The organism is Albimonas marina, assembly GCF_029223255.1.
GTDB lineage: Bacteria > Pseudomonadota > Alphaproteobacteria > Rhodobacterales > Rhodobacteraceae > Albimonas.
This window is the reverse complement of sequence record NZ_JARHUC010000008.1, coordinates 1-22,577: the sequence shown is the minus strand read 5'-3', so window position 1 is coordinate 22,577 and position 22,577 is coordinate 1. Positions and strand designations below refer to the sequence as shown.

The 22,577-nt window shown below is 70.8% G+C and carries 26 protein-coding genes, 1 tRNA gene and 1 pseudogene; 12 read left to right on the top strand and 16 right to left on the bottom strand.

Annotated elements, in window-relative coordinates; all coding sequences use genetic code 11:
* Positions 1-66: 66 nt before the first annotated feature.
* Positions 67-2,121, bottom strand: a complete 2,055-nt coding sequence (locus P2H44_RS20075) for an ABC transporter substrate-binding protein (protein WP_275766419.1) — start codon at positions 2,119-2,121, stop codon at positions 67-69.
* 366 nt (positions 2,122-2,487) lie between these two features.
* Positions 2,488-3,294 carry an FkbM family methyltransferase gene (locus tag P2H44_RS20070; protein ID WP_275766417.1) on the bottom strand — a complete coding sequence of 269 codons (807 nt, stop codon included), beginning with the start codon at positions 3,292-3,294 and terminating at the stop codon, positions 2,488-2,490.
* Between the two features lie 204 nt (positions 3,295-3,498).
* On the opposite strand from P2H44_RS20070, the gene P2H44_RS20065 reads away from it, so the two are divergent.
* A complete protein-coding gene (locus tag P2H44_RS20065) occupies positions 3,499-4,956 on the top strand; it encodes a sensor histidine kinase (RefSeq protein ID WP_345799008.1) in 1,458 nt (485 codons plus the stop codon).
* 110 nt (positions 4,957-5,066) lie between these two features.
* On the opposite strand, the pseudogene P2H44_RS20060 reads toward P2H44_RS20065, so the two are convergent.
* Positions 5,067-5,824, bottom strand: a pseudogene (locus P2H44_RS20060) (IS5 family transposase).
* 758 nt (positions 5,825-6,582) lie between these two features.
* On the opposite strand from P2H44_RS20060, the gene P2H44_RS20055 reads away from it, so the two are divergent.
* Positions 6,583-7,671, top strand: a complete 1,089-nt coding sequence (locus P2H44_RS20055) for a P1 family peptidase (protein ID WP_275766415.1) — start codon at positions 6,583-6,585, stop codon at positions 7,669-7,671.
* A 209-nt stretch (positions 7,672-7,880) separates the two neighbouring features.
* Positions 7,881-7,957: transfer RNA gene (locus P2H44_RS20050), tRNA-Arg, on the top strand.
* A gap of 5 nt (positions 7,958-7,962) precedes the next feature.
* Here P2H44_RS20050 and P2H44_RS20045 read toward each other — a convergent pair.
* From P2H44_RS20045 to P2H44_RS20005, 9 genes are all read right to left on the bottom strand, one after another.
* The gene (locus P2H44_RS20045) at positions 7,963-9,249 is read right to left on the bottom strand and encodes a site-specific integrase (protein ID WP_275766412.1); all 1,287 of its coding nucleotides are present in this window, start codon (positions 9,247-9,249) and stop codon (positions 7,963-7,965) included.
* A 220-nt stretch (positions 9,250-9,469) separates the two neighbouring features.
* Positions 9,470-9,802, bottom strand: a complete 333-nt coding sequence (locus tag P2H44_RS20040) for a hypothetical protein (RefSeq protein ID WP_275766410.1) — start codon at positions 9,800-9,802, stop codon at positions 9,470-9,472.
* A 9-nt stretch (positions 9,803-9,811) separates the two neighbouring features.
* The gene (locus tag P2H44_RS20035; protein ID WP_275766407.1) at positions 9,812-10,180 is read right to left on the bottom strand and encodes a hypothetical protein; all 369 of its coding nucleotides are present in this window, start codon (positions 10,178-10,180) and stop codon (positions 9,812-9,814) included.
* A gap of 248 nt (positions 10,181-10,428) precedes the next feature.
* Positions 10,429-12,282, bottom strand: a complete 1,854-nt coding sequence (locus P2H44_RS20030) for a DNA cytosine methyltransferase (RefSeq protein ID WP_275766405.1) — start codon at positions 12,280-12,282, stop codon at positions 10,429-10,431.
* 103 nt (positions 12,283-12,385) lie between these two features.
* On the bottom strand, positions 12,386-12,691 hold the full coding sequence (locus P2H44_RS20025) for a hypothetical protein (protein ID WP_275766404.1): 306 nt from the start codon (positions 12,689-12,691) through the stop codon (positions 12,386-12,388).
* The gene (locus tag P2H44_RS20020) at positions 12,688-12,924 is read right to left on the bottom strand and encodes a hypothetical protein (protein ID WP_275766403.1); all 237 of its coding nucleotides are present in this window, start codon (positions 12,922-12,924) and stop codon (positions 12,688-12,690) included. Before P2H44_RS20020 ends, P2H44_RS20025 begins: the two co-directional genes overlap by 4 nt.
* The gene (locus P2H44_RS20015) at positions 12,921-13,187 is read right to left on the bottom strand and encodes a hypothetical protein (RefSeq protein ID WP_275766402.1); all 267 of its coding nucleotides are present in this window, start codon (positions 13,185-13,187) and stop codon (positions 12,921-12,923) included. The genes P2H44_RS20020 and P2H44_RS20015 overlap by 4 nt, the downstream gene beginning before the upstream one ends.
* Positions 13,184-13,936: a hypothetical protein gene (locus P2H44_RS20010; protein ID WP_275766400.1), complete on the bottom strand. Its 753-nt coding sequence runs from the start codon at positions 13,934-13,936 to the stop codon at positions 13,184-13,186. Before P2H44_RS20010 ends, P2H44_RS20015 begins: the two co-directional genes overlap by 4 nt.
* A 22-nt stretch (positions 13,937-13,958) precedes the next feature.
* On the bottom strand, positions 13,959-14,258 hold the full coding sequence (locus P2H44_RS20005) for a hypothetical protein (RefSeq protein ID WP_275766398.1): 300 nt from the start codon (positions 14,256-14,258) through the stop codon (positions 13,959-13,961).
* Positions 14,259-14,479: 221 nt separating this feature from the next.
* Between P2H44_RS20005 and P2H44_RS20000 the strand changes: the two genes are divergently transcribed.
* The gene (locus P2H44_RS20000) at positions 14,480-14,947 is read left to right on the top strand and encodes a hypothetical protein (RefSeq protein ID WP_275766395.1); all 468 of its coding nucleotides are present in this window, start codon (positions 14,480-14,482) and stop codon (positions 14,945-14,947) included.
* Between the two features lie 50 nt (positions 14,948-14,997).
* Here the strand turns inward: P2H44_RS20000 and P2H44_RS19995 are convergent, their stop codons facing one another.
* The 3 genes from P2H44_RS19995 to P2H44_RS19985 all read right to left on the bottom strand — a co-directional run bounded on the left by P2H44_RS19995 (position 14,998) and on the right by P2H44_RS19985 (position 16,323).
* Positions 14,998-15,444, bottom strand: a complete 447-nt coding sequence (locus tag P2H44_RS19995; protein ID WP_275766394.1) for a MerR family transcriptional regulator — start codon at positions 15,442-15,444, stop codon at positions 14,998-15,000.
* Positions 15,441-15,806 carry a hypothetical protein gene (locus P2H44_RS19990; RefSeq protein ID WP_275766392.1) on the bottom strand — a complete coding sequence of 122 codons (366 nt, stop codon included), beginning with the start codon at positions 15,804-15,806 and terminating at the stop codon, positions 15,441-15,443. Before P2H44_RS19990 ends, P2H44_RS19995 begins: the two co-directional genes overlap by 4 nt.
* A gap of 223 nt (positions 15,807-16,029) precedes the next feature.
* A complete protein-coding gene (locus P2H44_RS19985) occupies positions 16,030-16,323 on the bottom strand; it encodes a helix-turn-helix domain-containing protein (RefSeq protein ID WP_275766390.1) in 294 nt (97 codons plus the stop codon).
* Positions 16,324-16,413: 90 nt separating this feature from the next.
* Here P2H44_RS19985 and P2H44_RS19980 point away from each other — a divergent pair, with 90 nt between their 5' ends.
* Complete coding sequence (locus P2H44_RS19980) at positions 16,414-16,698, top strand: carph-isopro domain-containing protein (RefSeq protein ID WP_275766389.1); 285 nt, start codon at positions 16,414-16,416, stop codon at positions 16,696-16,698.
* A 38-nt stretch (positions 16,699-16,736) separates the two neighbouring features.
* On the opposite strand, the gene P2H44_RS19975 is transcribed toward P2H44_RS19980, so the two are convergent.
* On the bottom strand, positions 16,737-17,345 hold the full coding sequence (locus P2H44_RS19975; protein ID WP_275766388.1) for a type VI secretion system-associated protein TagO: 609 nt from the start codon (positions 17,343-17,345) through the stop codon (positions 16,737-16,739).
* Positions 17,346-17,548: 203 nt separating this feature from the next.
* Between P2H44_RS19975 and P2H44_RS19970 the strand changes: the two genes are divergently transcribed.
* From P2H44_RS19970 to P2H44_RS19940, 7 genes are all read left to right on the top strand, one after another.
* Complete coding sequence (locus P2H44_RS19970) at positions 17,549-17,983, top strand: hypothetical protein (RefSeq protein WP_275766385.1); 435 nt, start codon at positions 17,549-17,551, stop codon at positions 17,981-17,983.
* A gap of 945 nt (positions 17,984-18,928) precedes the next feature.
* On the top strand, positions 18,929-19,822 hold the full coding sequence (locus tag P2H44_RS19965; protein ID WP_275766382.1) for a hypothetical protein: 894 nt from the start codon (positions 18,929-18,931) through the stop codon (positions 19,820-19,822).
* Positions 19,819-20,121: a DUF6378 domain-containing protein gene (locus tag P2H44_RS19960; protein WP_275766380.1), complete on the top strand. Its 303-nt coding sequence runs from the start codon at positions 19,819-19,821 to the stop codon at positions 20,119-20,121. The genes P2H44_RS19965 and P2H44_RS19960 overlap by 4 nt, the downstream gene beginning before the upstream one ends.
* The gene (locus P2H44_RS19955; RefSeq protein WP_275766377.1) at positions 20,118-20,438 is read left to right on the top strand and encodes a hypothetical protein; all 321 of its coding nucleotides are present in this window, start codon (positions 20,118-20,120) and stop codon (positions 20,436-20,438) included. The genes P2H44_RS19960 and P2H44_RS19955 overlap by 4 nt, the downstream gene beginning before the upstream one ends.
* Before the next feature lie 48 nt (positions 20,439-20,486).
* Positions 20,487-21,314 (top strand): DUF2303 family protein, encoded by an 828-nt coding sequence (locus P2H44_RS19950; RefSeq protein WP_275766375.1) that lies wholly within the window; start codon positions 20,487-20,489, stop codon positions 21,312-21,314.
* 11 nt (positions 21,315-21,325) lie between these two features.
* Positions 21,326-21,604: a hypothetical protein gene (locus P2H44_RS19945; RefSeq protein WP_275766373.1), complete on the top strand. Its 279-nt coding sequence runs from the start codon at positions 21,326-21,328 to the stop codon at positions 21,602-21,604.
* Positions 21,597-22,295 (top strand): hypothetical protein, encoded by a 699-nt coding sequence (locus P2H44_RS19940; protein ID WP_275766371.1) that lies wholly within the window; start codon positions 21,597-21,599, stop codon positions 22,293-22,295. Before P2H44_RS19945 ends, P2H44_RS19940 begins: the two co-directional genes overlap by 8 nt.
* Positions 22,296-22,577 lie beyond the last annotated feature (282 nt).

Genomic DNA, 22,577 nt, shown 5'->3' with positions numbered 1-22,577 from the left:
CCGGGCGGGAAGAGGGGGCCGCGCGGCCGGTCCGGCCGGCCGCGCGCAGGTCTCACGCCGGGCGCGTCAGTCCGCCAGCGACCACTGCTGCGGGCGGTAGGGATAGACGCGGTAATACTCGTAGGACCAGGTCTTGGGCGTCTCGAAGTTCTCGAGCTTGGTGGAGTGGTAGATCGGGTTCGGCGCCTCGACGAGGCCGATGAAGATGAACTGGTCGAGCTGCGCCTCGATCAGCTTCGCGCCGATCTCGTCGGACTCCGCGCTGCCGGGCAGGTGCTGCTGCCAGGACAGGACCAGGTCCTTCCACTCGCCGACCCAGGCGGGGGGCTCGACGCCCTCCTTGCCCTCGGTCTCGATGTACTGCGCCCACAGCATGCCGTTGCGCAGGAAGAAGTAGCTGCCGAAGGGCGCGATGAAGGGCTGCGGGTCGCCCAGCAGCACCGGGATCGGCGCGCCGTGCAGCCAGACGTGGACCGAGAGCTCGTTGGCCGATTGCGCGGCGCGATACTCGTCGGGCGTCACTTCCTTGATGGTGGCGTTCACGCCCACGTCCTGCCAGTGCTGGGCCACCAGCTCGATCACCGCCGTGGCCACGCCCTGCGTCGCGAACTGGATGTTGAGCGTGAGCGGCGCGCCGTCGGGCAGGTCGCGCCAGCCGTCGCCGTCCTTGTCCACCACCCCCAGCGCGTCGAGCTTGGCCTTGGCGCCGTCGGGATCGTACTCGGTCGCGAAGGTCGCCTGCTCCTCGGTGGCGAAGGAGGGGGTGGGCGCGAAGGTCAGCATCTGCTTCGGCTCGCCGAGATCGAAATAGGCGACCGAGTTGATCTCGTCGCGATTGATCGCGGTCGACATCGCCAGGCGCCAGTCCTTCTCGTTGAACAGCGCCCGCTTGCCCTCGTCGGCGTCGGTCAGGTTGAAGGTGATGGTGGGCGAGGCGATCTGCGGGCGCAGGTCCACCACGTAGCCGCCGGCCTCCTGCCCATCGAGCAGCGTGGGCGCGTCGGGCAGGGTGATCGACTGGGATTTGTAGTCGATCTCCCCGTTGACCATCTTCAGGATCCGGACCTCGTTCTCGTTGACGTAGAGCTCGGCCATCTCGTTGAAGTAGGGGAGCTGGTTGCCCGCCGTGTCCACCATGTGGAAGTAGGGGTTGGCGACCACGCGCCGCCCCTCGGTGGTGTCCTCGACGGTGATGTGGCTCTCGAGCGTCGGCGCCACCGCTGCGGGGAGGGAGGGGATCTTCGCCGGGTCCTTCAGATAAGGCGAGGGCACGTCCTTCCAGTCCGAGGCGCCGTAGTAGAAGTTGATCAGCTCATAGCCGCTCTCGAACCCGAGCGCCTTGGCCTTCTCGTCCGCGTCCGCCGAGACGTCGGGGTGGAACGGGCCGAAGAAGCGCTTGGGCAGGAACGGCTGGGCGAAGTCGGTGGCGAAGCTCGCCAGCAGGCCCGGCTTCGGCGCGGCCATGGTGAACTTCACCGTGACCTCGTCCACGACCTCGACCTTGAAGGGCTCGCCGCCCGCGAACCACAGGTCGCGCGGCTTCTCGACCAGGTTCTTATTCATGGTGACGTCGTTGTACCAGAACGCCACGTCCTCGGCGGTGAAGGGCGATCCGTCCGACCACTTGTGCCCCTTGCGCAGGGTGAAGGTCAGCTCGGTGAAGTCCGCGTTCCACTCCCACGACTTGGCGACGTTCGGCACGATCGTCTGCAGGTCGTCCGAGAAGCGCACCAGGTTCACGTGGCGCACCGACAGCAGGTCCGAGGTGCCGGCCTCGGTCGCGTTCGACAGCCCGTCCAGAACGCCGCCGTAGACGCCGATCTTGGTGTAGGGGGCGACGACGAGGGGCTCCTCCGGCAGGCGCTCGGCCACCGGGGGCAGCTCGGCGGGGTTGCCGGTGATGCGGGCGTTCAGCTCCCCGATCGCGGGGTTCTCCTGGAAGCCCAGCTCGCAGGAGGCCAGCTCCTGGAACTCCGCCAGGTCGTACTGCTGGGGATAGGCGCCGGCGGCGACCCCCATCGGATCGGCGACGGTGACGGCCGGGCAGTTCGCCGCGGCGGCGGTCGCGAAGACGGTCGCGAAGGCGCAGAGCGAAGCGCTCGCGAGCAACTGGCGTTTCATGCGGTCCTCTCGGTGTTCGGAAGAGTGCTGCGGGACTCGGGTCGTTGAAGGCGGCCGGAGACTGGGCCTGCATGTACGGTTCGCGCGCCATCCACGGGACGGAGCCCCTCCACGCTGCGACTCGCCTTACGTGGCTGTCAAGCGAAGCGGTCCGCCGCCCGGTTCATTCGTGCACCGACGATGCCGGGCGCCTTTTCGACAGGCGCAGTTGCGCAAAGCGCAGGCGATCTCTGCGCGGAGCGGGGCGTTCCGCCCGCCCGGAACGCTCGCCCGGAACGCGAAAGGCGCCCCGGCGGAAAGCCGGGGCGCCCTGACGTCATTGGATAATTTCATGCGAAACCGCCCCGCGCCGCGGGGCAGGGGGCCTCAGCCGCCGATCTCGACCGCGAAGTTGCGCACGCCGCCCTTGCGCTCGAACCGCGCGCGCAGGGCCGCCTCGTCGAGCGGCCCGCCCCCCTCGCCCGAGACGGCGACCGGCGCGTCCCCGAAGCAGGCCAGCAGGTCGCGCGTCGCCTCGAAGGCGCGCTTCGTGGCGAACAGCGTCCACGACCGGCGCAGCTTCTTCACCAGCAGCCGCGGGTGCAGCGACAGGTGCAGCGCCGCCCCCTCGGGCCGTCCGCCCAGCCGGGCGCGCAGCCGCGACAGCTCCGGGCCCAGCGAATATTCGTGCCCCTCGATGTCCACCTTCATCAGCGCCGGCCCCTCGCCCGCGCGGTCGGCGACCTCCTCGACCGTCACGGTGGGCACATGCACCGGCTCGCCCTTGTGCACGCCGAGCGCCGAGGTCATCGAGCCGCCCAGCCCCCGCCGTCCGCCGAACAGCGTCAGCCCGCCCCCGTCCGCGTGCAGGGCGGCGGGCACGATCTCGGCCCGCAGCCCGTTCAGCGCCAGGTTCTCCTCCAGCGAGGCGCGCGCCACCGGGTCGGGCTCCAGCGCCAGCACCCGCGCGCCCTTCGAGGCGGCGAGCAGGCTGACCGGCCCGATCCAGGCGCCGATGTCGACGAAGACCACGCCGCGCGCGGCCCGGGCGGCCACGAAATCCAGCGTCTCGTCCTCCCAGCCGACATGCTCGGCGCCCTTGGCGAAGGGCGTCCAGAAGGCGCGCTCGATCTCGGTGCGCGCCTGCACCCGCAGACGCTTTCCCTTCAGCATGACCTCGAGGGTCTCGGGCATCGGCTGATCCTCCCCTCCCGCGCCTCCCGCGGGGAAACCGCGGCTGCGTCCCGAAACGGGACGGGTCGCCGCGGCCACTGGCGCGCCTCCTACCTCAGCCCTACAATTGGGGCAACTCGGCGCCGCGACGGCGGCGTCGACCCCCGCAGCTCCGCATCCCCGGGCCTGCGCGAGGAGGAGCGCGATGGGAGCCTGCGCGCCGCCATGCTGATCCGAAGCCTGTCCGGCCGGCTGCTGCTGCTGACCGCCGCCTTCGTCATGCTGATCGAGGGCCTGTTCTTCGCGCCCACCGTCGTCGCCTTCCGCGAGGCCTGGCTGGACGAGCGGCTGGAGCGGGCGCAGATCGCCTCGCTGGCGCTGCTCGCGACCCCTGACGACATGGTGACGCCGGAGCTGGAGGCCGAGCTCCTGAAGACCGCCGAGGTCCTCAACATCGTGCTCCAGCGCGACGAGGCCCGCGTGCTGATCCTCGCCCAGCCGATGCCGCGCCCGGTCGACGCCACCTACGACCTGCGCTCCGAGGGGCTGCTCGCGCAATGGCGCCACGCGGGGCGGGCGCTGCTGCTCGGCGGCGACCGGGTGATCCGGGTGATCGGCCTGCCGGTGAACGGCGGCGGCGACGCGATCGAGGCGACGGTCGAGGAATCGCGCCTGCACCAGGCCATGGTCGCCTACGCGCTGCGGATCCTGGCGATGTCGGCGGTGATCGCGCTGCTGACCGGCTGCCTGATCTGGCTGGCGCTGCGCCGCTTCCTGGTGCGCCCGATGACCCGGGTGATCGAGAACATGCGCCGCTTCTCCGAGGACCCCGAGGATCCCGAGCGGGTGATCCGCCCCGACAGCTCCATCGCCGAGATCGCCGAGGCCGAGAAGACCCTCGCGGGGCTCGAGACCGAGCTGCGCTCGGCCCTGCGCCACAAGGCGCGGCTGGCGGCGATGGGCGAGGCGCTCGCCAAGGTCTCCCACGACCTGCGCAACCTGCTGACCACCGCCCAGCTTCTGGCCGACCGGCTGGAAGGCTCCGCCGATCCCCGCGTGGCGCGGGTGGGCCCCAAGATCATCCGCTCGCTGGACCGGGCGGCCGCGCTCTGCGCCTCGACGCTCGACTTCGGCAAGGCCGAGGAGCCCGCGCCGGTGATCCGCACGGTGGCCCTGCGGGCGCTGGCCGAGGAGGTGGGCGACGTGGTCTTCCCCGACCGCAACGCCCCCGAGGCGCCCCCCGCCGGCGCCGGCGCCGCGGGCGTGCGCTTCGTGAACGCCGCGCCCGAGGGGCTGACGGTGCCCGCCGATCCCGACCAGCTGCACCGGGTCCTGGTGAACCTCGCGCGCAACGCCCGCCAGGCGATGGAGAACGCCTCGCGCTCGGGCGAGGTGCGCCTGTCGGCGAGCAGGGAGGACGAGACGGTGGTGATCGAGGTCTCCGACCAGGGCCCGGGCCTGCCCGAGCAGGCGCGCGCCAATCTCTTCACCCCGTTCAAGGGCGGCGCCACCCGCGGCGGCGCGGGCCTGGGCCTCGCGATCGCCGCCGAGCTCGCCCGCGCCCACGGCGGGCGGGTGGAGCTCGCCGCCTCCACCACCGAGGGCGCCGCCTTCCGCGTCAGCCTTCCCTCCCGCCCCCGCCTCGTCCCCCGCGGCCGCCCCTCCCGCGACCACGCCGCCTGATGCCGCGCCCTCCCGGCGCGCGCCATCCTGGACGGCCCTCCGCCGCCGACCCGGCCCCAGAGCGCCTCCCAACTCCTGCGGAGCTCCCCGTCCTGGCCTAGGGCGCGGACTCATATGTTCGCAATCCAGAAGCGGATCGCAGCGAGCTTGAGGGCGGCTAGGTAGTTGTCGGGCCTGCGGTCGTAGCGGGTGGCGAGGCCGCGGAACTGTTTGATGCGGTTGAAGAAGCGCTCGACCCGATTGCGCTGACGATAGACCCAGGGGCTGAAGCTGAAGGCCTGTTTTCGGATCATGCGGGGCGGGATGTTGGCCCAGACGCCGCGGGCCGCCGCGACCTCGCGGATCGGGTTGGTGTCGTAGGCGCGGTCCGCGATCAGGGTCGAGCCGGGAACGAGATCGGCGACGAACGCCGTCCCCACGGGCGCGTCGCCCGCCTGGCCGGGGGTGAGCTTCAGACGGATGGGGCGGCCCTCGGCATCGACCAGGGCATGGATCTTCGTGGTCAGGCCGCCGCGGGAATGTCCCATGCAGCCATGGTCGTCGCCCCCCTTTTTCCTGCGGCTCCGTGCTGGTGGACGCGGACGCAGGAGCTGTCGATCATCACGATGTCGCCGTCATAGGCTTCTGAGATCGCTTCCAGAATTCGGTCCCAGACCCCGGCCGCCCGCCACCGCGTGAAGCGGTTGCAGAGCGTGGTGCGCGGGCCATAGCGCTCGGGCACGTCCCGCCATGGCGTTCCGGCCCGGAACCGCCACAGGATGCCGTTGATCACCCGCCGGTCGTCCACCCGTGGCACGCCGCGCGACTCCTGCGGCAGCAGCGGCTGGATGATCGCCCATTCCTGGTCGCTCAGTTCGTGACGGCGCATCGAAACCTCCTCCTTGCGGAAGTTGAATCAAATCTGAGCCGTCAGGGGAATCCCGTTTATGGGGCCAGGCCCTAGGCCCGTTCCCGCCACACGGGCGCTCCCCCCCCGCGCCCCGTTCCACGCCTGCCGCACCCCCTCTCCCCGCCGCCCCAGGCGCCGCGTCCCCCGTCGCGCCGGTCGCCCCGCCCGCGGCGCCCCCCGGCCGACGCGCCCGCGCCCCCGTTTCTCCACCTGCGATCCAGGCGCCATGGCGCACCGCCCGCCCGGGCCGCCAAGCGCCTGTTCTCCGGAGCCGTCTCTCGCGGATGCCGGAAAGAGCGACTCGGCCCCCGGGGTCAAGGATCGCGGAGCGACCCCGCGAAGCGGGGCTTGTCCTTGACCCCGGGGGCCGAGTCGCTCAGGCATCCATCAGCGAGAGACGGCTCCGGAGAACAGGCGCGGGCGCTTTGTTCTTGGGTGAGTCAGGAGCCCGCCGGAGGCTCCCCGCCCCTGCGCCTTCTCTCCCCCTCGCCGGAACGCTCCGCCCGCCCCAGTCGCCATCGCCCGCCCCGCGCCGCGAGCGCGCCCGGGCCGACGGCGCCCCGCCCGACGCGGCGCGTCCTCGAGGGCCAAGAGCGCCTCCCCCTGCGCATCAGCAATCCAGCCCCTCGCGCCTTCTCCGGCAGCCGGCCGGGCAGGGCGCCACGCCCTCGCCCTTTGCCTCCGACCCGCCGCCGCCTATGGTCGCCCGATCCGTCCCCCAAGCCCCCGGAGCCCCGATGTCCCGCGCCATCCGTCCCGGCCCCCGCAACCTGCTGACCGACGTCGCCGGCCTCTCCGTGGGCCACGCGCGCCACGCGACCCTGGCGACCGGCGTCACCGTGATCCTCGCCCCCGGCCGCGTCCCCGCCGGCGCCGACGTTCGCGGCGGCGGCCCCGGCACGCGGGAGATCGAGGCGCTCTCGGCCGAGAACCTCGTGGGCGGCCTGCATGCGCTGGTCCTCTCCGGCGGCTCGGCGCTGGGCCTGGGCGCGGGGGACGCGGTGGCCGCCGCCCTTTCCGCCCGGGGCGAGGGCCTGCCCATGGCGCCGGGCCTGCCGCCGGTGCCCATCGTGCCCTCGGCGATCCTCTTCGACCTCGCCCCCGGCTTCGCCGAGACCTTCGCGGCCGAGGGCGGCCCGCCCCACCCCCGCCTCGCGCGCGAGGCGCTGGCGGCCGCCGGCCCCGACTTCGCGCTCGGCACCGTCGGGGCGGGGACCGGCGCCCATGCCGGCCGGATCAAGGGCGGCCTCGGCTCCGCCTCCGTGGTGCTGCCGGGGCTGGGCGCGGACGGCCGCGACGTCACGGTCGCCGCCCTGGTGGCCGCGAACCCCGTGGGCTCGGTCCTGATCCCCGGCTCGCGCGCCTTCTGGGCCTGGCCCTTTGAGATGGAGGGCCCCGAGGGCTGGGAGTTCGGCGGCCTGCGCCCCGACCCCCACGCCCCCCGCGCCCCCGACCCGCTGCCCGAGGAGGGCCGCCTCTCCCTCGCCCCCGCCGACGCGCCCGCCGCCGAGCCCGGCCGGGCGACCGCCATCGGCCTCGCCGCCACTGACCTCGCCCTGACCTCGGCCGAGTGCCGCCGGCTCGCGATGATGGCGCAGGACGGTCTCGCCCGCGCGATCCGCCCTGCGCACACGCCGATGGACGGCGACACGATCTTCTCCCTCTCGACCGAGGCGATTCCCGCCGGCGACGCCCGCGGCCGCGCCCTGCGCCTCGCGGCGGTCGGCTCGGCCGCCGCCGACTGCGTCGCCCGCTCCGTCGCCCGCGCCGTCCACGCCGCGACCGCCCTCCCCAACGGCCGCCCCGCCTGGCGGGACCTGGCTTGAGGGGAGGGGGCAGGGGCGCCGTCGCGACGCGCCCTTGCGGGCGCGGAACCCTCCCGTCGCGACCGACGCCCCTCTTCACCCCTCGCCGCAGCACTCCCGATCCGTTTTCCTGCACGACGTTGCGTCGGTTATGCGAAAACCCCTCTTGCACTCCCCCCGCCCCCCCGCTAGAAGCCCCGCAGCGCCGCGGAGACGACCCGCAGCGCCTCGCACCGGTAGCTCAGCTGGATAGAGCACCAGACTACGAATCTGGGGGTCGGGGGTTCGAATCCTCCCCGGTGCGCCAATACCTTAGCCCTGTTTCGAGCCTCCCGTTTCAACTCGGTTTCTGAGGCTCGTTTCAACTCTGGTTCCCGATCCAGTCCCATCCGACCCCGCGCCGGCCTCCGCCTGGCGCATCTCGAATCGTCGCCTGGCCGCGCCTTCGCGGACCTTGTCGGTCCGCTTCGCGTAGACCGCAGGCATGGTCGGCGAGCGGTGTCCGCCCAGCGCGCGAATCTGGCCGTCCGTCAATTCGGCCTCCCCCAATTCGGTGAAGCCGCCATGCCGGCACGCGGCGAGCGTGACGTGATCCGGCAGGCCCGCGGCCTTGCGCGCCCGCGCCACGACCGAATGCGCGTGCCGGTGGGTGTAGGGGCGGGCGACCGGGGCCTCGGCGCGGCGGCCCGGCCGCCTCGCATGGTCGCCCGTCCAGCAGACGACCGGCGCGCCGAGCTTCGGGACCGTCGCGAGATAGGCCTCGATCTCGGGGAACAGCGCGACCCCGCCCGAGGCGAGCGCGAGGTCGATCGTCTCTCCCGTCTTCCAGTGGTCGATCCGAACCGAAGCGCCGGGCCTGTAGTCCGTCCAGGCGAGCGCCCCGTCGAGGACGTTCTCGGGCCGCTGCAGCCACTCGAAACAGATCAGCGCCGCGGCCCCCAGGCCGGGATGCCCGAGGCCGCGCAGCGCCTCGGCGAGCGCATAGGCCTGGGCGCGCGTAGCCGGCGTCTTGGTCGCTTTGCGGCGCTTGACCGGGGTCACGCCTCGGAACGGGTTCCCCTTCGGGAACGCTTCCGGGTGCAGCCGCTGGACGACGTCCCACGCGGCCTTGAGGATCACGATCTCGAAATCCGCCTGGCGGATGCGATGGCGGATCGTTCCATCCTCCTCCTCGACCGTCTGCAGCCGCAGATAGAGCGTGTCCGCCGCAGCGCCGTCGAAGTCGGCGACGGCGAGGTCGCCGACCCGGCGGCCGCGCTTCGTCTTCCGGTCGCTGACGTGCGCCATGTGCCGGCGGTATTCGTCGCGCGAGCGTACGGCGAGCTGACGGAAGCGCGGCGACGCCTGATAGGTCGTCAGCATCCAGTCGAGCGAGCCGGGCCGCGCGGCCGCGGTGGTCGAGGTGTCGAGGCCGGCGCGCCACGCGTCGAGATCCCCGTTCAGCGCCTCGGCGCGGACGATCGCCGCCGCGAGGTCGCGGCCGAGCGGAACCGAGGAGATCATCCAGCCGGAGGCGACGTCCGCGCTGCGCGGGATCCAGTAGTAGGCGACGCCGGACTTCGTGCGACGTTCGCGAAGGTAGCGGGGCAGGCCGGTCATAGTTCGTCGGCGAGGCGGGAGGGCCCTCGTCCGTGCAGACGGTCGACCGCCGATTCCAGGTCCGTCCGCAGCCATAGGTCCCGCCTCCCGAGTCGCGCCGTCGGACGAGGATAGACCTCGCCGACGCGCGAAAGGAACGTCGCCCTCGACCGCTCGCCGACATAGGCGGCGGCGAGATCGGCGTCCATCTGCAGGGGCGGAACGGGGAGGCGCGGGCTCGTCATGCGGCGTCGCCCCCTTCGCGTTCGGCGCGCAAGGCCGCGACCTGGGCGGCGCGCAGCCGCTCCGGCGTCCCCGCCTTGCGGCCGCGGGCGGCGACATGCGCGAGCAGCGCCTCGACCAGCTCCGGGCCGTGCGCTGCTGCGAGAGCGCGGGCGGCCGAGCTGCAGGCGGGGCCGCAATATCGGGCGTTCGCGCGACGGGCCCGGAAGCGCTCGCCGCACCAGGCGCAGCCGTAGGCGCGCCCCGCGATCCGCGGGTGCGCAAGGCCGCGATCCTCGCGCCAGCCCGTCAGCGGCTCGCTGACGGCTCCCTGTCTAACGGGGAGCGACACGCCGCGCCCTCAGAGCCGCATCGGCATGACGATCCACAACGCGTCGGGATCGTCGCCGACGAGACGAGCGGGGTCGCCCTTGCTCCTGGCCGAAACCGTCACTGTCCCGGCGAGGCGGGCGATCGTCAGGAGATGGTCGAGATTGAGGCCGATGCGATCGAAGCCGGAGGCGGCGCGGTCCTGCAGGGCGTGATCCACAGACTCAGTGATCGCAATCAGAAGACGGTGGATCAGCGTCGCCTGCAGCCTCTCCCCAGCTATGGACAGCAGGCGACGCGTCACCGCCAAGCGCGACTCCAAAATCTCAATCGCGGCTTCCAGCGCAGCGAGGGCAACTCCCCAGTTAACCCCGCCGATTGATATCACATAGAAATCCACGAACTTGAGTGCAGCTCCAAAAATTCGTTGCCTGCAGGAAGCAAACCTTTCCCACTTCACGTGAAATTGTTCACTTATGCGAGGTTGCCTCCGGATCGATACCCAAGGCGAACAGAGCCAGGTCCCGGCCGAGCGATCCGTTCGACGCCCCAGAGAACGACCGTCCGACGCGGCGCCGATTTGCAGTCGGGCTACTTTCTGAGGCTCGACCTCAGGTTTGCGCAACGTTTGGGTGGACGGGACAAGGCTCATGCTGCGGCCTCCCGCCCCTCGGCCATCTCCGGCACGTTTGCCCGCGCCAGCGCCTCGGCCATCGGCGGGGAGACGCTGTTTCCGCACATTCGGCCCTGCGCGGTGCTGGTCAGCTTCACCGGCTCGCCGTCCGGGCCCCGGCCGATCTCGATCTGGTAGCTGTCGGGGAAGCCCTGGGCGCGGAAGCGCTCGCGCGGGGTGAGCATCCGCATGCCGATGTCGGCGATCGCGTAGGTCGCCCCGTCGATCTCGACGGTGACCAGCCCGAAGCGGTCGCGGGTCGTGTCGGTGGGCGCGGGGCCGTCGACCTGGGCGCCGTCGCCGGTGCCGTAATACTTGGTCAGGAAGGCCCCGATCAGGCCGGCATGCGTGCCCCCGGCCGAGATCGTGCGCACGGGCGCGTCGACCGCGGCGGCGCGGCGGTCGCTGCCCCTTAGAGTGACCATGGATGCGGCGACGAGCTGCTGGTGGGATCCTGCGGTCGTGAGCGTCGAGACGGGGGCGTCGGCCGGTCGCCCGACCTCGCCGCCGTTGTGCTGGGCGAGGTAGGCGGCGACCACGCCGACCGGCGCGGCGCCGCCTGGACGCTTCACGTAGCCGTTCGCCGTGATCGTCGGGGCCGGGTCGGTCAGCGGCGCGCCGGTGGCGCCGGTGGTGTGCTTGGCGAGGAACGCCGCGACCAGCGCATGCCGGCCGCCGGCGGCCACCTGGGTGCCGATGGGCTTGTCAATGCCCGGGACGCGCGGCGCCTGGCCGGGGCGCTCGCCCTGCCCGGTCTGGATGAGCGTCGCGGCGACCAGCCCGTTGGTGTCCTTCGCGCTGGCGGTAATCGTGTGGAGCGGATCCTCGGCCGAGCGGTTCATCCCCCCCTGCTGGCCGTAGCTGACGAACGGGGTCACGAGCGCGTGCTCGCCCCGGTTGGCTGCCGTCAGCGTGGGGAGCGGGTCGCGGCTGTCGTGGGTCCGCAGGTCGCCCTGGTGCGTAACCGGGATGATGAAGGGCCGCGGGTTCTCGACCACGTAGCGCATCACGCCTCGCGCGATCCGGCGCAGCGTCGCGTCGGCCAACGGCCGGATCGCGCGCAGGCCGTGCTTCGCCTTGATCTCCTCGGCCGTGTCGAAGATCGACGGGCACGGCAGCGACCAGTCGATGATCTCGGCCGCGGTGCGCCAAGGCTTCCGGCGGCCGGCCTCGACGTCTTCGGAGTCGGGCGCGCCGTGGGTCGGCTCGGGCCAGACGATGGGGCGGCCGTCGCGCCGGGCAATCAGGAAGAACCGCTTGCGGATCGTCGGGGCGCCATAGCCGCAGGCGCGGAGCTCGCGCCACTCGACCCGGTAGCCCAGGCGCTTCAGCTCGGCGCACCAGCGCTCGAACGTCTGGCCGCGACGCTCGGGACACGGCATCCCGTCCGCGGTCAGGGGCCCCCAGGTGCGGAACTCCTCGACGTTCTCGAGGATGATCACCCGGGGCCGGACGCGCTTCGCCCAGAGCACCACGACCCACGCGAGGTCGCGAACGCCCTTCGACAGGGGGCGGCCGCCCTTGGCCTTCGAGAAATGCTTGCAGTCCGGGCTGAACCAGGCGAGCCCGACCGGCCGTCGGCCGACGACCTCCAGCGGGTCCACCTGCCAGACGTTCTTCGAAAGGTGCACCGTCTGGGGGTGGTTGGCCGCGTGCAGCGCCAGCGCCTCGGGGTCGTGGTTGATCGCGAAGTCGGGAGAGCGGCCGAGCGCCATCTCGATCCCGGTCGAGGCGCCGCCGCCGCCGGCGAAGCTGTCGACGATCAGCTCGCGCTGCGGCGCGGCGTCGGCCTGGGCGGCGAGGTCGAAGAGGCCTGAGAGGTCGTTCAAGATCAGCCTCCGAATGCGGCGATGAAAAAGGAAGCGATCCACGACCAGCCGGCGGCGCCCAGCAGGACGCCCGGGACGATCCACCAGCCGGACGCGAGGCGGGTCATCGGGCCGCTCCGTCTCGGAGGGCGGCTCGGTCGAGCCGATCGATCTCCGCAGCGATGAGGGCGCCGGCGCGCACGAGGTCGGCGCGCCGGTCCTTGGGCTTCCACCACCTATGCGCCCACGGCCACCAGACCGGAGGACGTGGCGGCGTCATCTGGTGGGCGCCCGTCATCGCCGACCAGACGTAGCAGAGCGCTGCATTGGCGATCTCTCCGGACGCATGCTCGTCGTCGTGCTCGCGCGTGAAGCCTTCGACCTGAAACTGGCGAAGACGCTCGGCGGCGATGCTCTCTATCCCGTTCATGCCGCGTCTCCCCCGCCCGGGGCGCGAGCGGCCTCGATCGCCCGGCGCGCGAGCTCGCGGTCGCGGCGAACCTTGACGAGCGTCGCCCAGGCGTCCCGCAGCGTCTGGATGGATGCGAACGTGGGCTCTTCGACGTAGAGGGTCGGCGAGCCGTTGCATGTGGCCACCGCGTAGGCCGAGGCCGCCAGCCGGGCGAGCCTCGCCTCGGCGCCGGCGAAGGGGATGACGTTCATGCGGCCTTCTCCTCGGATTGGCGCACGATCTCGGCAGCGAGGTCATGTGCGGAGAGCAGACGCTCGCGCAGGGCGTCGAGCGCCAGGAGGGCCGCCTCGGCCTCCTGCATGGCGGCGGCGGCCTTGCTGCGGGCGAGACGCCCCTCGGCGGCCGACGGGGAACTGCCGGCGGCCATGCCCCTCGCATCGGCCGCAAGCGCCTCGACGGCCCTTACGCGGCCGTCGAGGCTGGGCGGAGCGAAGCTGCGCGCGGACCCGGTCACGCCGCGGCCTCCGGCGCGGGAGCCAGCTTCAGCAGGCGCTTGACCTGCTTTGTGGAGAGCTGCCCCGCGGGCTTGTCCTTGGTCAGCTTGGGCTTGCCCACGGGCATCATCACGCCGACGAAGTCCGGCACGTCATCGCGCAGCACGAGCTGCGGTCCCGTGAGGTCGTCGCCGAAGATCATCGGGATGCGGGCCGCCGGTATCGTCCCGCCGTCGTAGTCGTCGATCACGTCGTCGGCGAAGGCCGCCGCGAAGGATTCGACCACGCGCCAGTTGAACTCGGCGCGCGTGCCGCCTTGGACCTTCATCAGGCCCCAGGGCACCACCTTCCGCCAGTTGGGGAAATGCTCGGAGCCTGCGTTCTCGCAGCCCAGCACGATCTCGGCGAAGGCGTCCTCCGCGGAGTGATGCGCGGTGAACACCCGCGCGTCAGGTCCCATGCCTTCGTGCATGGCGAGGTCGCCCAGGCGCCAGCGGTGGACCATGTGCTCGAAGCCGGCGTGATTGGGGACCGAGATCGAGACGGGACGCGCGGCCTTGCCGTTCGCATCCCAGTAGGCGCCGAGGCGGTGGCCGTCGGTGGCGACCAGCACCACGCCGCCGCCGAGCTCCGCGGCGACCGGCTCGACGTGGACCGCCTCGAGGTAATAGCGCGTCGTCTCGGCCCCGACGAAATGGGTGATGAAGCGGAACGCGCGCACGTCGAAGCGGGCGATTAGCGGACCGAAATCGTTCGTCGTCTTCGTCATGTCGGCGGTCTCCTCTCTCGGCTCAGGCGTGGGGGCACCAGGGGCGATGCGCGTCGCCCTCGGTTCGGAAGCATTCGGCGCAGAGCGTCGGCTTGCGGGGTTGGATTGGCTCGCCCGCTTCGATCGTGGCGATGGCGGCCTCCAGCGCGTCGCGGGCGGCGGGGATCGCTTCCAGCGCCTTGCGCAGTTCCGCGTGGCTAGCCGCCGTCTCGACCTGGCGCGCGAGCGTGGCGATCAGGGTTGCGGCGAAGCGGAGATCGTCGAGATGGAGCCGTGCACACGGCGGATCTTGGCTTTCGGCCTCTCGCGCAACTGGTCTCATCGGACCGGCTCCGTCGCGCTGCAGGCGTCGAAGCCAAAGCTCTGCGCCGGGAGATGCGTTTGCAGTTGCACCGCGGTCGGGTGCAAATTGCGACCACACCCGCGACGTCGCCAACGAGATGAAGAGACTGCGGAATCCTGATCCGTCAGACGGAAATGCGTGCGGCAGACGGATCTGCGCGGCATGATTTCGCGGCGCGAATCTAGAAAGGAGGCGAGCTCATGCCCGACGAGGCTGATTTCGCCTGGCTCGAAGCGAAAGCCACGATACTGGGTTTCCTCGCCAGCCTGCCCACGACCATTGCCTACGATGTGTTGGCGGATATCGCCTGCGCGATACTTGGCCCGACGACGGCGGCCGATACAGATCCGGACGACATTCTTGACGTTGTCGACGCCTGGCTCGAGGTCGAGCCGACCGTGGGACGTCTCCGGCTTGCGATGCTCTGTGCCGTGATTGACGTTGTGCTGCTGCCGGAGCGCATTTCCTCTTCTTTGGTCGACGAGTTCGAGCGACGGCTCGACCAAGACCACACGCCTCGCCCGCTGGAGGAATGGCGGTTGCGCCGCCCGTTGCGAGCGAGGCATCGGGATGCGTCTCGCCGCGAGTGGGAGCTGTATCGTCGCAGCACGCTGCGCGTCGACAAGCTCTCGAAGCTGATGCCGTTTCCTCACGTTCGAGGTCACTAGGCCTAGCAAGCTGAGCCGCAGCGTCAGCCTCGAGAATAGGGGAGAGCGGGTCATGCGCGCGCCTCTCCGACGAGCGAAGCAGACAACGATGACCGAACCTTACAAACGCCCGCCGCCTCCCGCCGATGCAGCGTCAGACGCTCTTCGGCAACCATGCACGCGGCGCGGCGAAGCTCCTCCTGCGCCTCGGTGATCGCGGCGGCGCGGGCGTTGAACATCCGCATGCGGGTGGCGAGCGGGGCGCCGTCGTCGCCGGCGGCTTCCAGCGCCAGCAGGTCGCGCACCTCGCGGATCGAGAAGCCCATGCGGCGCACGTCCATCACCCGACGAATTCGGGCGACCTGGTCGGCGTCATAGGTGCGGGGCGACGTGCGGCCGGTGCGGCTTGAGGTGATCAGACCCTCGCTCTCCCAATGGCGCAGAGTGCGGGGCGTGAGGCCGGTGGCCTCGACCACTTTAAAGATGGTGGTGGTGACGGGCGAGGCAGCGTCGGTCATGTCCGCGCCCCCGCGGCGGCGAACTCGAGCCGGGCGCGGCGCGCGTGCGCGATCTCCTCTACCAAGGCGTCGAAGATGTCGGCGTCGCTGTCGTTGGCGATGAACGTGAGGATCGCGGCCTCGAGGCGCACCAGCGCGTCGACGATGGCGTGGGCGGCGGGCGCGGGGGCCTCGTCATAACCGGGCCGGGCCCCGGAAAAGGCATGCTCGGAGAGGCGCTCGTCCTCCATCGCGGAGTAGATGGCGGCGCAGGCCGGCGCGAGATCGCCGTCGATCAGGAGATCGCGCAGGGCGCGGGCGCCGGCTTCGGCCATACGCGGCGTGACGGCGGTTGCGATGGCTTTGCGGTTGGGGGCGGGCATGGGGTCCTCCGTCGGGGGTGACGGAGGAGAAGTTGATGGACATTTCTTCCAAAGTCAACTCGGATTGTGGATAAAACTTCCATCATTGCTGTAGCCGTCGATGCGGCCCATCATGAACGCATAGAGAACAAACTTGGGGGGATTAGATGGACGCATACCCATTCGGCACACGGATGCTGTTCGCCGCAAGCCGACTATCTGGGCTCGGGGTTCACGAACTGTATCAACTACGTTTCGTGAGTTTCTGGGTGACCGTGCTGGACAAGCTCTCGGGGAGGCCGCGGATCTGACCCAGGTAGATGAAGTTCATATCCACGCCAAATAGCTTCCAGATTTTGAGCGCCACAGGCGGTAGCAGCGGTTTCTTGCCGCTCTCGATCTTCGAATAGCTCGACCGATCGACGCCGATGACATCGGCGAAATGCGCGCTCTTCATGCCGAGCGCCTCTCGCAGTGCCACGAGGCGCTCGGCAACGAGATCAAGCTCCTGGGGCTGTCGGTCGCCATCATTCTTCATGCGCGCATGATGTCTCTATGGATGTTTTTTCCAATCTAAGGTTTTCCCACGATTGACCGATGGACGTTTTTTCCATTAGGGTGGCTGACCATGAGCAGCGAGAACCATATTCGCGACCTGATCGATCGCTGGCCTACCCGCCGAGCGATGTCGGATGAGGTCGGCGCAAAGGAGGCCGCAGTCCACAAGTGGGCCCGGTCCGGTCGGATCCCGTCGCAGCATCAGGCTGCCGTTGTCGCCGCAGCGCAGAAACGCGGCTTCGCCGAGATCACGGCCGAGTGGATGCTTCTGGCTCACATGCGCCGCGATGAAACGGCGGAAAGAGCGCTCGCAAGTCTCCCCCGCGCTGACGGCGAGGAGGCGGAGGCCGCATGATCGCGCAGGTCACGTTGGCCAGTCCGGATCCCGCGCCGCTACCATCCACAAGACTCGCGAAGGCGCGGGATGGCGGTGTCCAGACCGGAGATGTTGAAGGTCAGCGTCTCCGCGCTGTGGCTGTAGGGCGTGAACCGCACCAGAAGCGTGGACTTGCCGATGAGGCGCTTAACCACAGGGATCGCTCGACCTCCGGTCCAAAGGCCGAGTGCCTGGTTGTTCGTGCTGGCGCGCATCCTAACCGTGCTTGTGGGCTCATCGTCCGCGCGCATGTCGACTTCGCCATAGTTGCGGTTGTCGGTAACGTGGCACGGCGTATCGACAACCAAGGCGGTGGTGTTCTCAAGGCAGCGAATCGTCAAGAAGACCGGTTCGCCTTCGCGGTTCCAGCTGCAATGCGGAATTTCTTCGGACGCGACTGTAAGGAATACATCGGTTCGGTCGTCGAACTTGGAGACAGACGTATCGACGCGCCATGCCCCGGCCATTGCGGTCGAGGGCGTCGGGGTTCGCCCGGACTCCTGATCGTAGCAGGCGAGACGGTCGAGGTCCTGGCTGATGGAGGCGCAGTCGGCAGCTTCCGCCATGGCAAAGCTTGCACCGGCGCAGGCTCCCGCGACGGCCGGCCAGATCAAAAACCGGAGCATAATAGGTCCCCCTCTGAAATCCGTCGGCATTGTGGCCCCCTCGGCTGCATTGATCGAGTCCCTTCGTTCAACCTCGCCCAACACTGGTGCGGGGCGCGTGGCCTGAACCCTGCGGCGCGTCGCGTCCCGCCGCAACGCAACAACTCGGCCGGGGTTTGACGATGGGCGCCCCTCGCATCCAGTCGGCCGGCTCCGCCACCGCGATGATCTCGGACGCGCTCGACGCCGCCCGGCGGAGGGCGGTGCAGGCAGAGCTGGGCTTCGACGCCGCTACCCTCTCGCACTGGTGCGACCCTTCCGAGACGAACGGGCGGCGGATGCCGGTCTCGGCCCTGCATGAGGTCGCCGGGTTCTCCCCAGCCGCCGCCCTGGTCGCTGCCCGGCACTTCGCCGCGCTCGCGGGCGCCGAAGTGCGGGAGCTGGCCGGCGAAGATCGGACGCTGTCGACGGCCGTCGCCGCGATCGCCCGTGCTGCCGGCGAGATCGGCGCGCACATGCTGGAGGCGACCGACCCCCACGGCCCCGGCGGCGCGGAAATCACGCCCGCCGAGCGACGACGCCTCCAGTTCGACCTGGACCTCGCGGCCGAGAGCATCGCCGTCGCGCGTTCCCGCCTGACCCGGGAAGCGACGTCGTGATCGCCCTCCCGCTCGCCCATCCCATCCGGCCGGCGCCTTCCCCCTCGGCGCCTGCCGGCCAGCGTCCCGCCCGGTCATCTCGAACCGGTTCTCGGGCGGGGCGCGTCTTCGATCCCTGCGCGGGTTTGACCGGGTTCCGCTCCGGCGCAGGTTCGCATGCCCTTCGGGATCAACGGCGCGCGCAGGGTGGCTCGGCGGGGCAGCGATCAAGCGTCGAATGCGGCCACGCGGCGCCGGCCGGGGGCGAGACGCCCGGCATCCATTCCAATCCCCGCGGCCTCGGCATCCACCTGTCTGTCAAGCTCGTGAAACGGTCGCGGGGCGACTGCGGCCGGGCCGACCTCCCTCGGCTCGGCCGCGCTTTCCGGTTTTTCGGCGTGGTCCGCCCTGACCCCGACGCGCTAGCAATCTCGCCCGGGGATGATAAGGTACACTTCCTGTTGGACTTGGCCGCCAGCTGGCTTTGGGCCAGCTGGCGGTTTCTTTCGCCGGTCGGCCGCTTGCGCGCGGCGGACGCGGCGCCGGCCGCAGGCATCCAATGCATCGTCGGCCACCGGTCTGCGGGACAGTCTTTCAGCCGATGGCTATTGATCGGGATTGCTCTCGGTAATGCGCTGCGCAACCGTCAGGGACGGCGTGGCCTCCCTCTCCCTCGCACTCCATGGCCGCGTCCGCGCAGGGCCGGCATCGCCGCCCTGAGGGCGGCCCGTCCCAGCGGTGCAGCGTCGGCTCGGGCCGCCCAACCTTCCCATTCGGGGCTTCGTCGCACTCTCAGTTCGACGACACCTTCCACGCGTTGCGAAGTCGCCGGGCGCGCCCCGGCCACCAGGTCTGCCTGCCGCGAGGGATCGCAGCGGGCGGGCGGCGTCGGGATTCACCGCCTGGACGTTTCCTCCCTGACCTGCCCGCCGGCCGCGCGCCGGCGGGCCCTTTCGGAGTGAGGCTATGGCCTGGGTGAAGACCTGTCGCCGCTGCGAGCGGACCTTCGCCTCGGGCGAGATCGACCGGCGCGGCTTCTGTTCCTCCTGCCGACACGCGCCGGCGACCGACCGGCCTGCGGGTCCCGAGGCCGCGCAGACCGCCGCGCGGGACGCCGAGGAGCGCCTTGCGCCTGGGACCGATGGATCGTCGGCCGAGCACTTCGCCGAGCTGGAGCGCGCCGTCGAGGTGGCGCGGGAGGCGGAGGCGTCCCGATCGGCCGAGTGCCGGCGGCTGGAGCGCGACCGCGCCCAGCTGCGGGCCGCGCTCGAGGAGGCGAGTCGGCAGGCACGGACATTGGAAGCCGAGAGGGAACTGGCGATGGCGGACATTTCCGACATGCGGATGGCGCTGGCGCGGAAGGCTGACGGCGGCGGCGACATCGCCCAGCGGGTCGCGGACTTCGTCGCGGGGCGCAGCAGCCATGGCATCACCGCGGAGCGGATCTTCATGATCCTCGACCTCGCGCGAGAGGCTTCCGGCGTCCGCGAGGTGGCGAAGATGATGGGCTCCTCCGAGGGCGTCGTCTCGCGCGTCCTGGCGCACTTCGACCCGGATCTGCGCGCGGCGCTCGTCCAGCGCGGTCGGGCGGCGCAGGTGGGCAAGCTGGTCGCGCAATCGAAAGCCGGCGTCGCGGCACGCCTCGCCCCGCCGGCGCCGGACCACACCCCGAAGCGTGTCACCTTCGACGAGACGCCCTGCCTGTGGATCTGGTCGCGAGTGGCCAAGCAGCTCGGCGAGCGCGTCGCGGCTGAGCCCCGCACCGAGGCCGAGGCGGCGCTCGCGATCGGGATGCATGTCGGAGACGAAGGGCTGGAGAGGCTGATCGCGCAGGCGGCCGAACTGAGGGCGGCGGCATGAGCGCGCCCGACATCCTCGCCCAGGCCGCAGCCGAGATGGCCGACCGCGCCCGCACCTATGACCGGCCCGAGGGCGAGCGGTCGATGGCCGCGACCGTGGCGGCCTTCGCCGCCGTCACCGGCCTTCGGCTGACCGAGACGCAGGGCTGGCTGTTCATGGTGATGCTGAAGGCCGTGCGCTCCCAACAGGGCGCGCACCGGGCCGACAGCTTCGTCGACGGCGCCGCCTATTTCGCCCTCGCCGGCGAGGCCGCCGCCTCGGCCGCCCTTTCCGTTTCAGCAGAGGAGACGACCCCGTGAACAGTTCCTTCCTGATGGCGCTCGGCCGCCATGACGGCGGCTCGCTGGTCGAGAACGCCGACGAGATGCTCCGCGAGGTGGTGCGCGACGTCACCCGCTACGGCAAGTCCGGCAAGGTCGTGGTGACCCTGACCGTCGAGCCGAACGGCGAGAGCGCGCTCAAGGTCAAGGCGGACGTCAAGGCGACGCTGCCGAAGCGGCCCCAGGGCGAAGCCTTCTACTGGCCGACCGAAGATCACGACCTCACCCGCACCCCGCCGAAGGACGAACTGGAGTTCGGCCCGCGGTCGATCCCCGGCGGCATGGCGAAGGCCTGATCGTCGTCGTTCCCGTTCCCCTGTCATCGCGAGCCGAGGAGCCCGCCCATGAACACCGAAACCCGCACGCTGCTGGACGCCGCCCGGGAGCACCTGCCGAAAGCCGAGCTGCAGACCGTCGCCGCGCCCGACGAGGCGCTGGCGATCATCACGCCCGAAGGCGCCACGGTCCGGTTCGAGGATCTGGAGAAGTTCCGCGCCCAGCCGAAGCGCGTCCGCGCCGACGTCGTGCATGAAACGCCGTCGAGCTTCGTCGCCTACGTGAAGGACTTCGCCGACGCCGGCCGGACGCGGGTCATGGCGTCGCTGGAGAAACGGGAGGTCGTCGCGCACATCGACTGGCACGGGCCCGGCGCGGGCGGCGCCTCCTGGGCCACGCACCGCGCGACCTGGCCGGCCACCCTGACGCCCGCGTTCGCCGGCTGGCACGACGTCCACGACAAGCCGATGGGCCAGCGGGAGTTCGCCGAGTTCCTGCAGGATCGGTGCTTCGACGCGATCGAGCCGGAGGCGGCCGACCTGATGGAGGTCGCGCAGAACTTCGACGTCATCCGCGACGTGAAGTTCAAGTCCGCGGTGAACCTCTCGACGGGCGAGCGCCAGTTCAAGTTCGAGGAGACGGACCAGACCAAGGGCGCCGTCACCTGCCCGAAGCTGATCCGGCTGCGCACCCCGGTCTTCACCGGCTGCGATCCGGTCGAATGGGCGGCGCGGCTGGCCTACAACATCGGCGAGGGCGGGAAGCTGACCTTCCGCGTCCAGATCATCCGCCTCGAGGAGCTGCTCGACGCCGAGTTCGACCGGCTGGTCGACTCGGTGGCCGTGGACCTGCCGGACATGCCGATCCACCGCGGCCGCGTCGCGTCGCGCGCCTGAGGGCCCCGGCGATGGCCCTGGCGAGCGAGGTCACGGCCCTATCGGCGGCGGCGCATCTGCGCCGCCCCGTGGCGCTCGACGGGCCTGCGGACGCCGGCCTGTTCCAGCGCGCGCAGTCGTTGGCGGTCGAGCACGTGATCTGGGCGGCCTCCGCCGGCCTGCACCCGAACGACGTCCTGCAGGCGATCCGCTCGCCCCACCAGACCGGCGACTGGGAACGCGCGCGGGTCGAGGTCGCGCGCGCCGCGGTGCAGCTGCTGCAGGGGCGGGAGGGCCGATCCGATGGCTGAGCATGACGGCGCTTACCTCGATCCGCCGCCCGGGCTGGCCGTCTACCCTCTTCCCCTCGGCCAGAGGCTCAGCGGCTCGTGGATCAAGTTCGACTTCCACGAGTTGAACGAGTCGAGCTGGCGCGGCGAAGTCGATCCCGCTGCCGGGTTCTTCGGCCATCTGCTTTGGGGCAAGGCTGCGGCGCAGGACACGGCCGGCACGCTGCCTGACAACGACGCTCAACTGGGCGAACTCGCCGGCATCGGACCCGCCCGCAGCGCCTCGACGCTGGAGGCATGGCTCGTCTACCGAGAGCGGGGCGCCCTTCGCGGGTGGGAGCCGGTGCTGTGCTGCGCGGACCCCGGCTTCATCGACCTGGGCTGGGAGGTGCGTCTCCATCACCCGAAGCTCACCGCGGCGGTGGTCGCGGCGGTCGAGGGGATCGAGAAGCGGAAGAGCCGCGCTCAGGAAGGGGTTCTTTCCAAGCACCTGGAGCGCGTCCGCAAGCAGATGGCTTGGAACAAACTGCCGGGTCGCGTCATCGCCGACCAGGGCCTCCAGATGCGCGTGCTGGAGCATGTGCAGGGCAACGGCAGCGACATCACCCGGAAGGCGGTACGCTCAGCGCTGATCTTCCTGGGCTACGCCGAGATGATCGGCGCCGAAATCACCGACATCGAAGAGGAACGGAGGCGCCGGGAAGCGCGCTGAGAACTGTCGTCACGACAGTGACGGACAGTGTCGCGACACCGTCTCCGACAGCTGTCGCCGACCTAGACCAGACATGATGTGAAACATCCCCTTACCCCTTCCGACAGGAGGCCGCGATGACCGACACCGGGGGAACTGCTGAGAAGGACGTGCCGGGTCGGACTGAACCGCTCCGGGTCTGCCGGAGGCCGATGTTCGTTAGCTACGCGGCCACATCGCGCGTTTCCAGCGCAGCGTGGAATGCGGCTTCGGCTTCTGCGGGCGGCACATTGCCTATGGGCT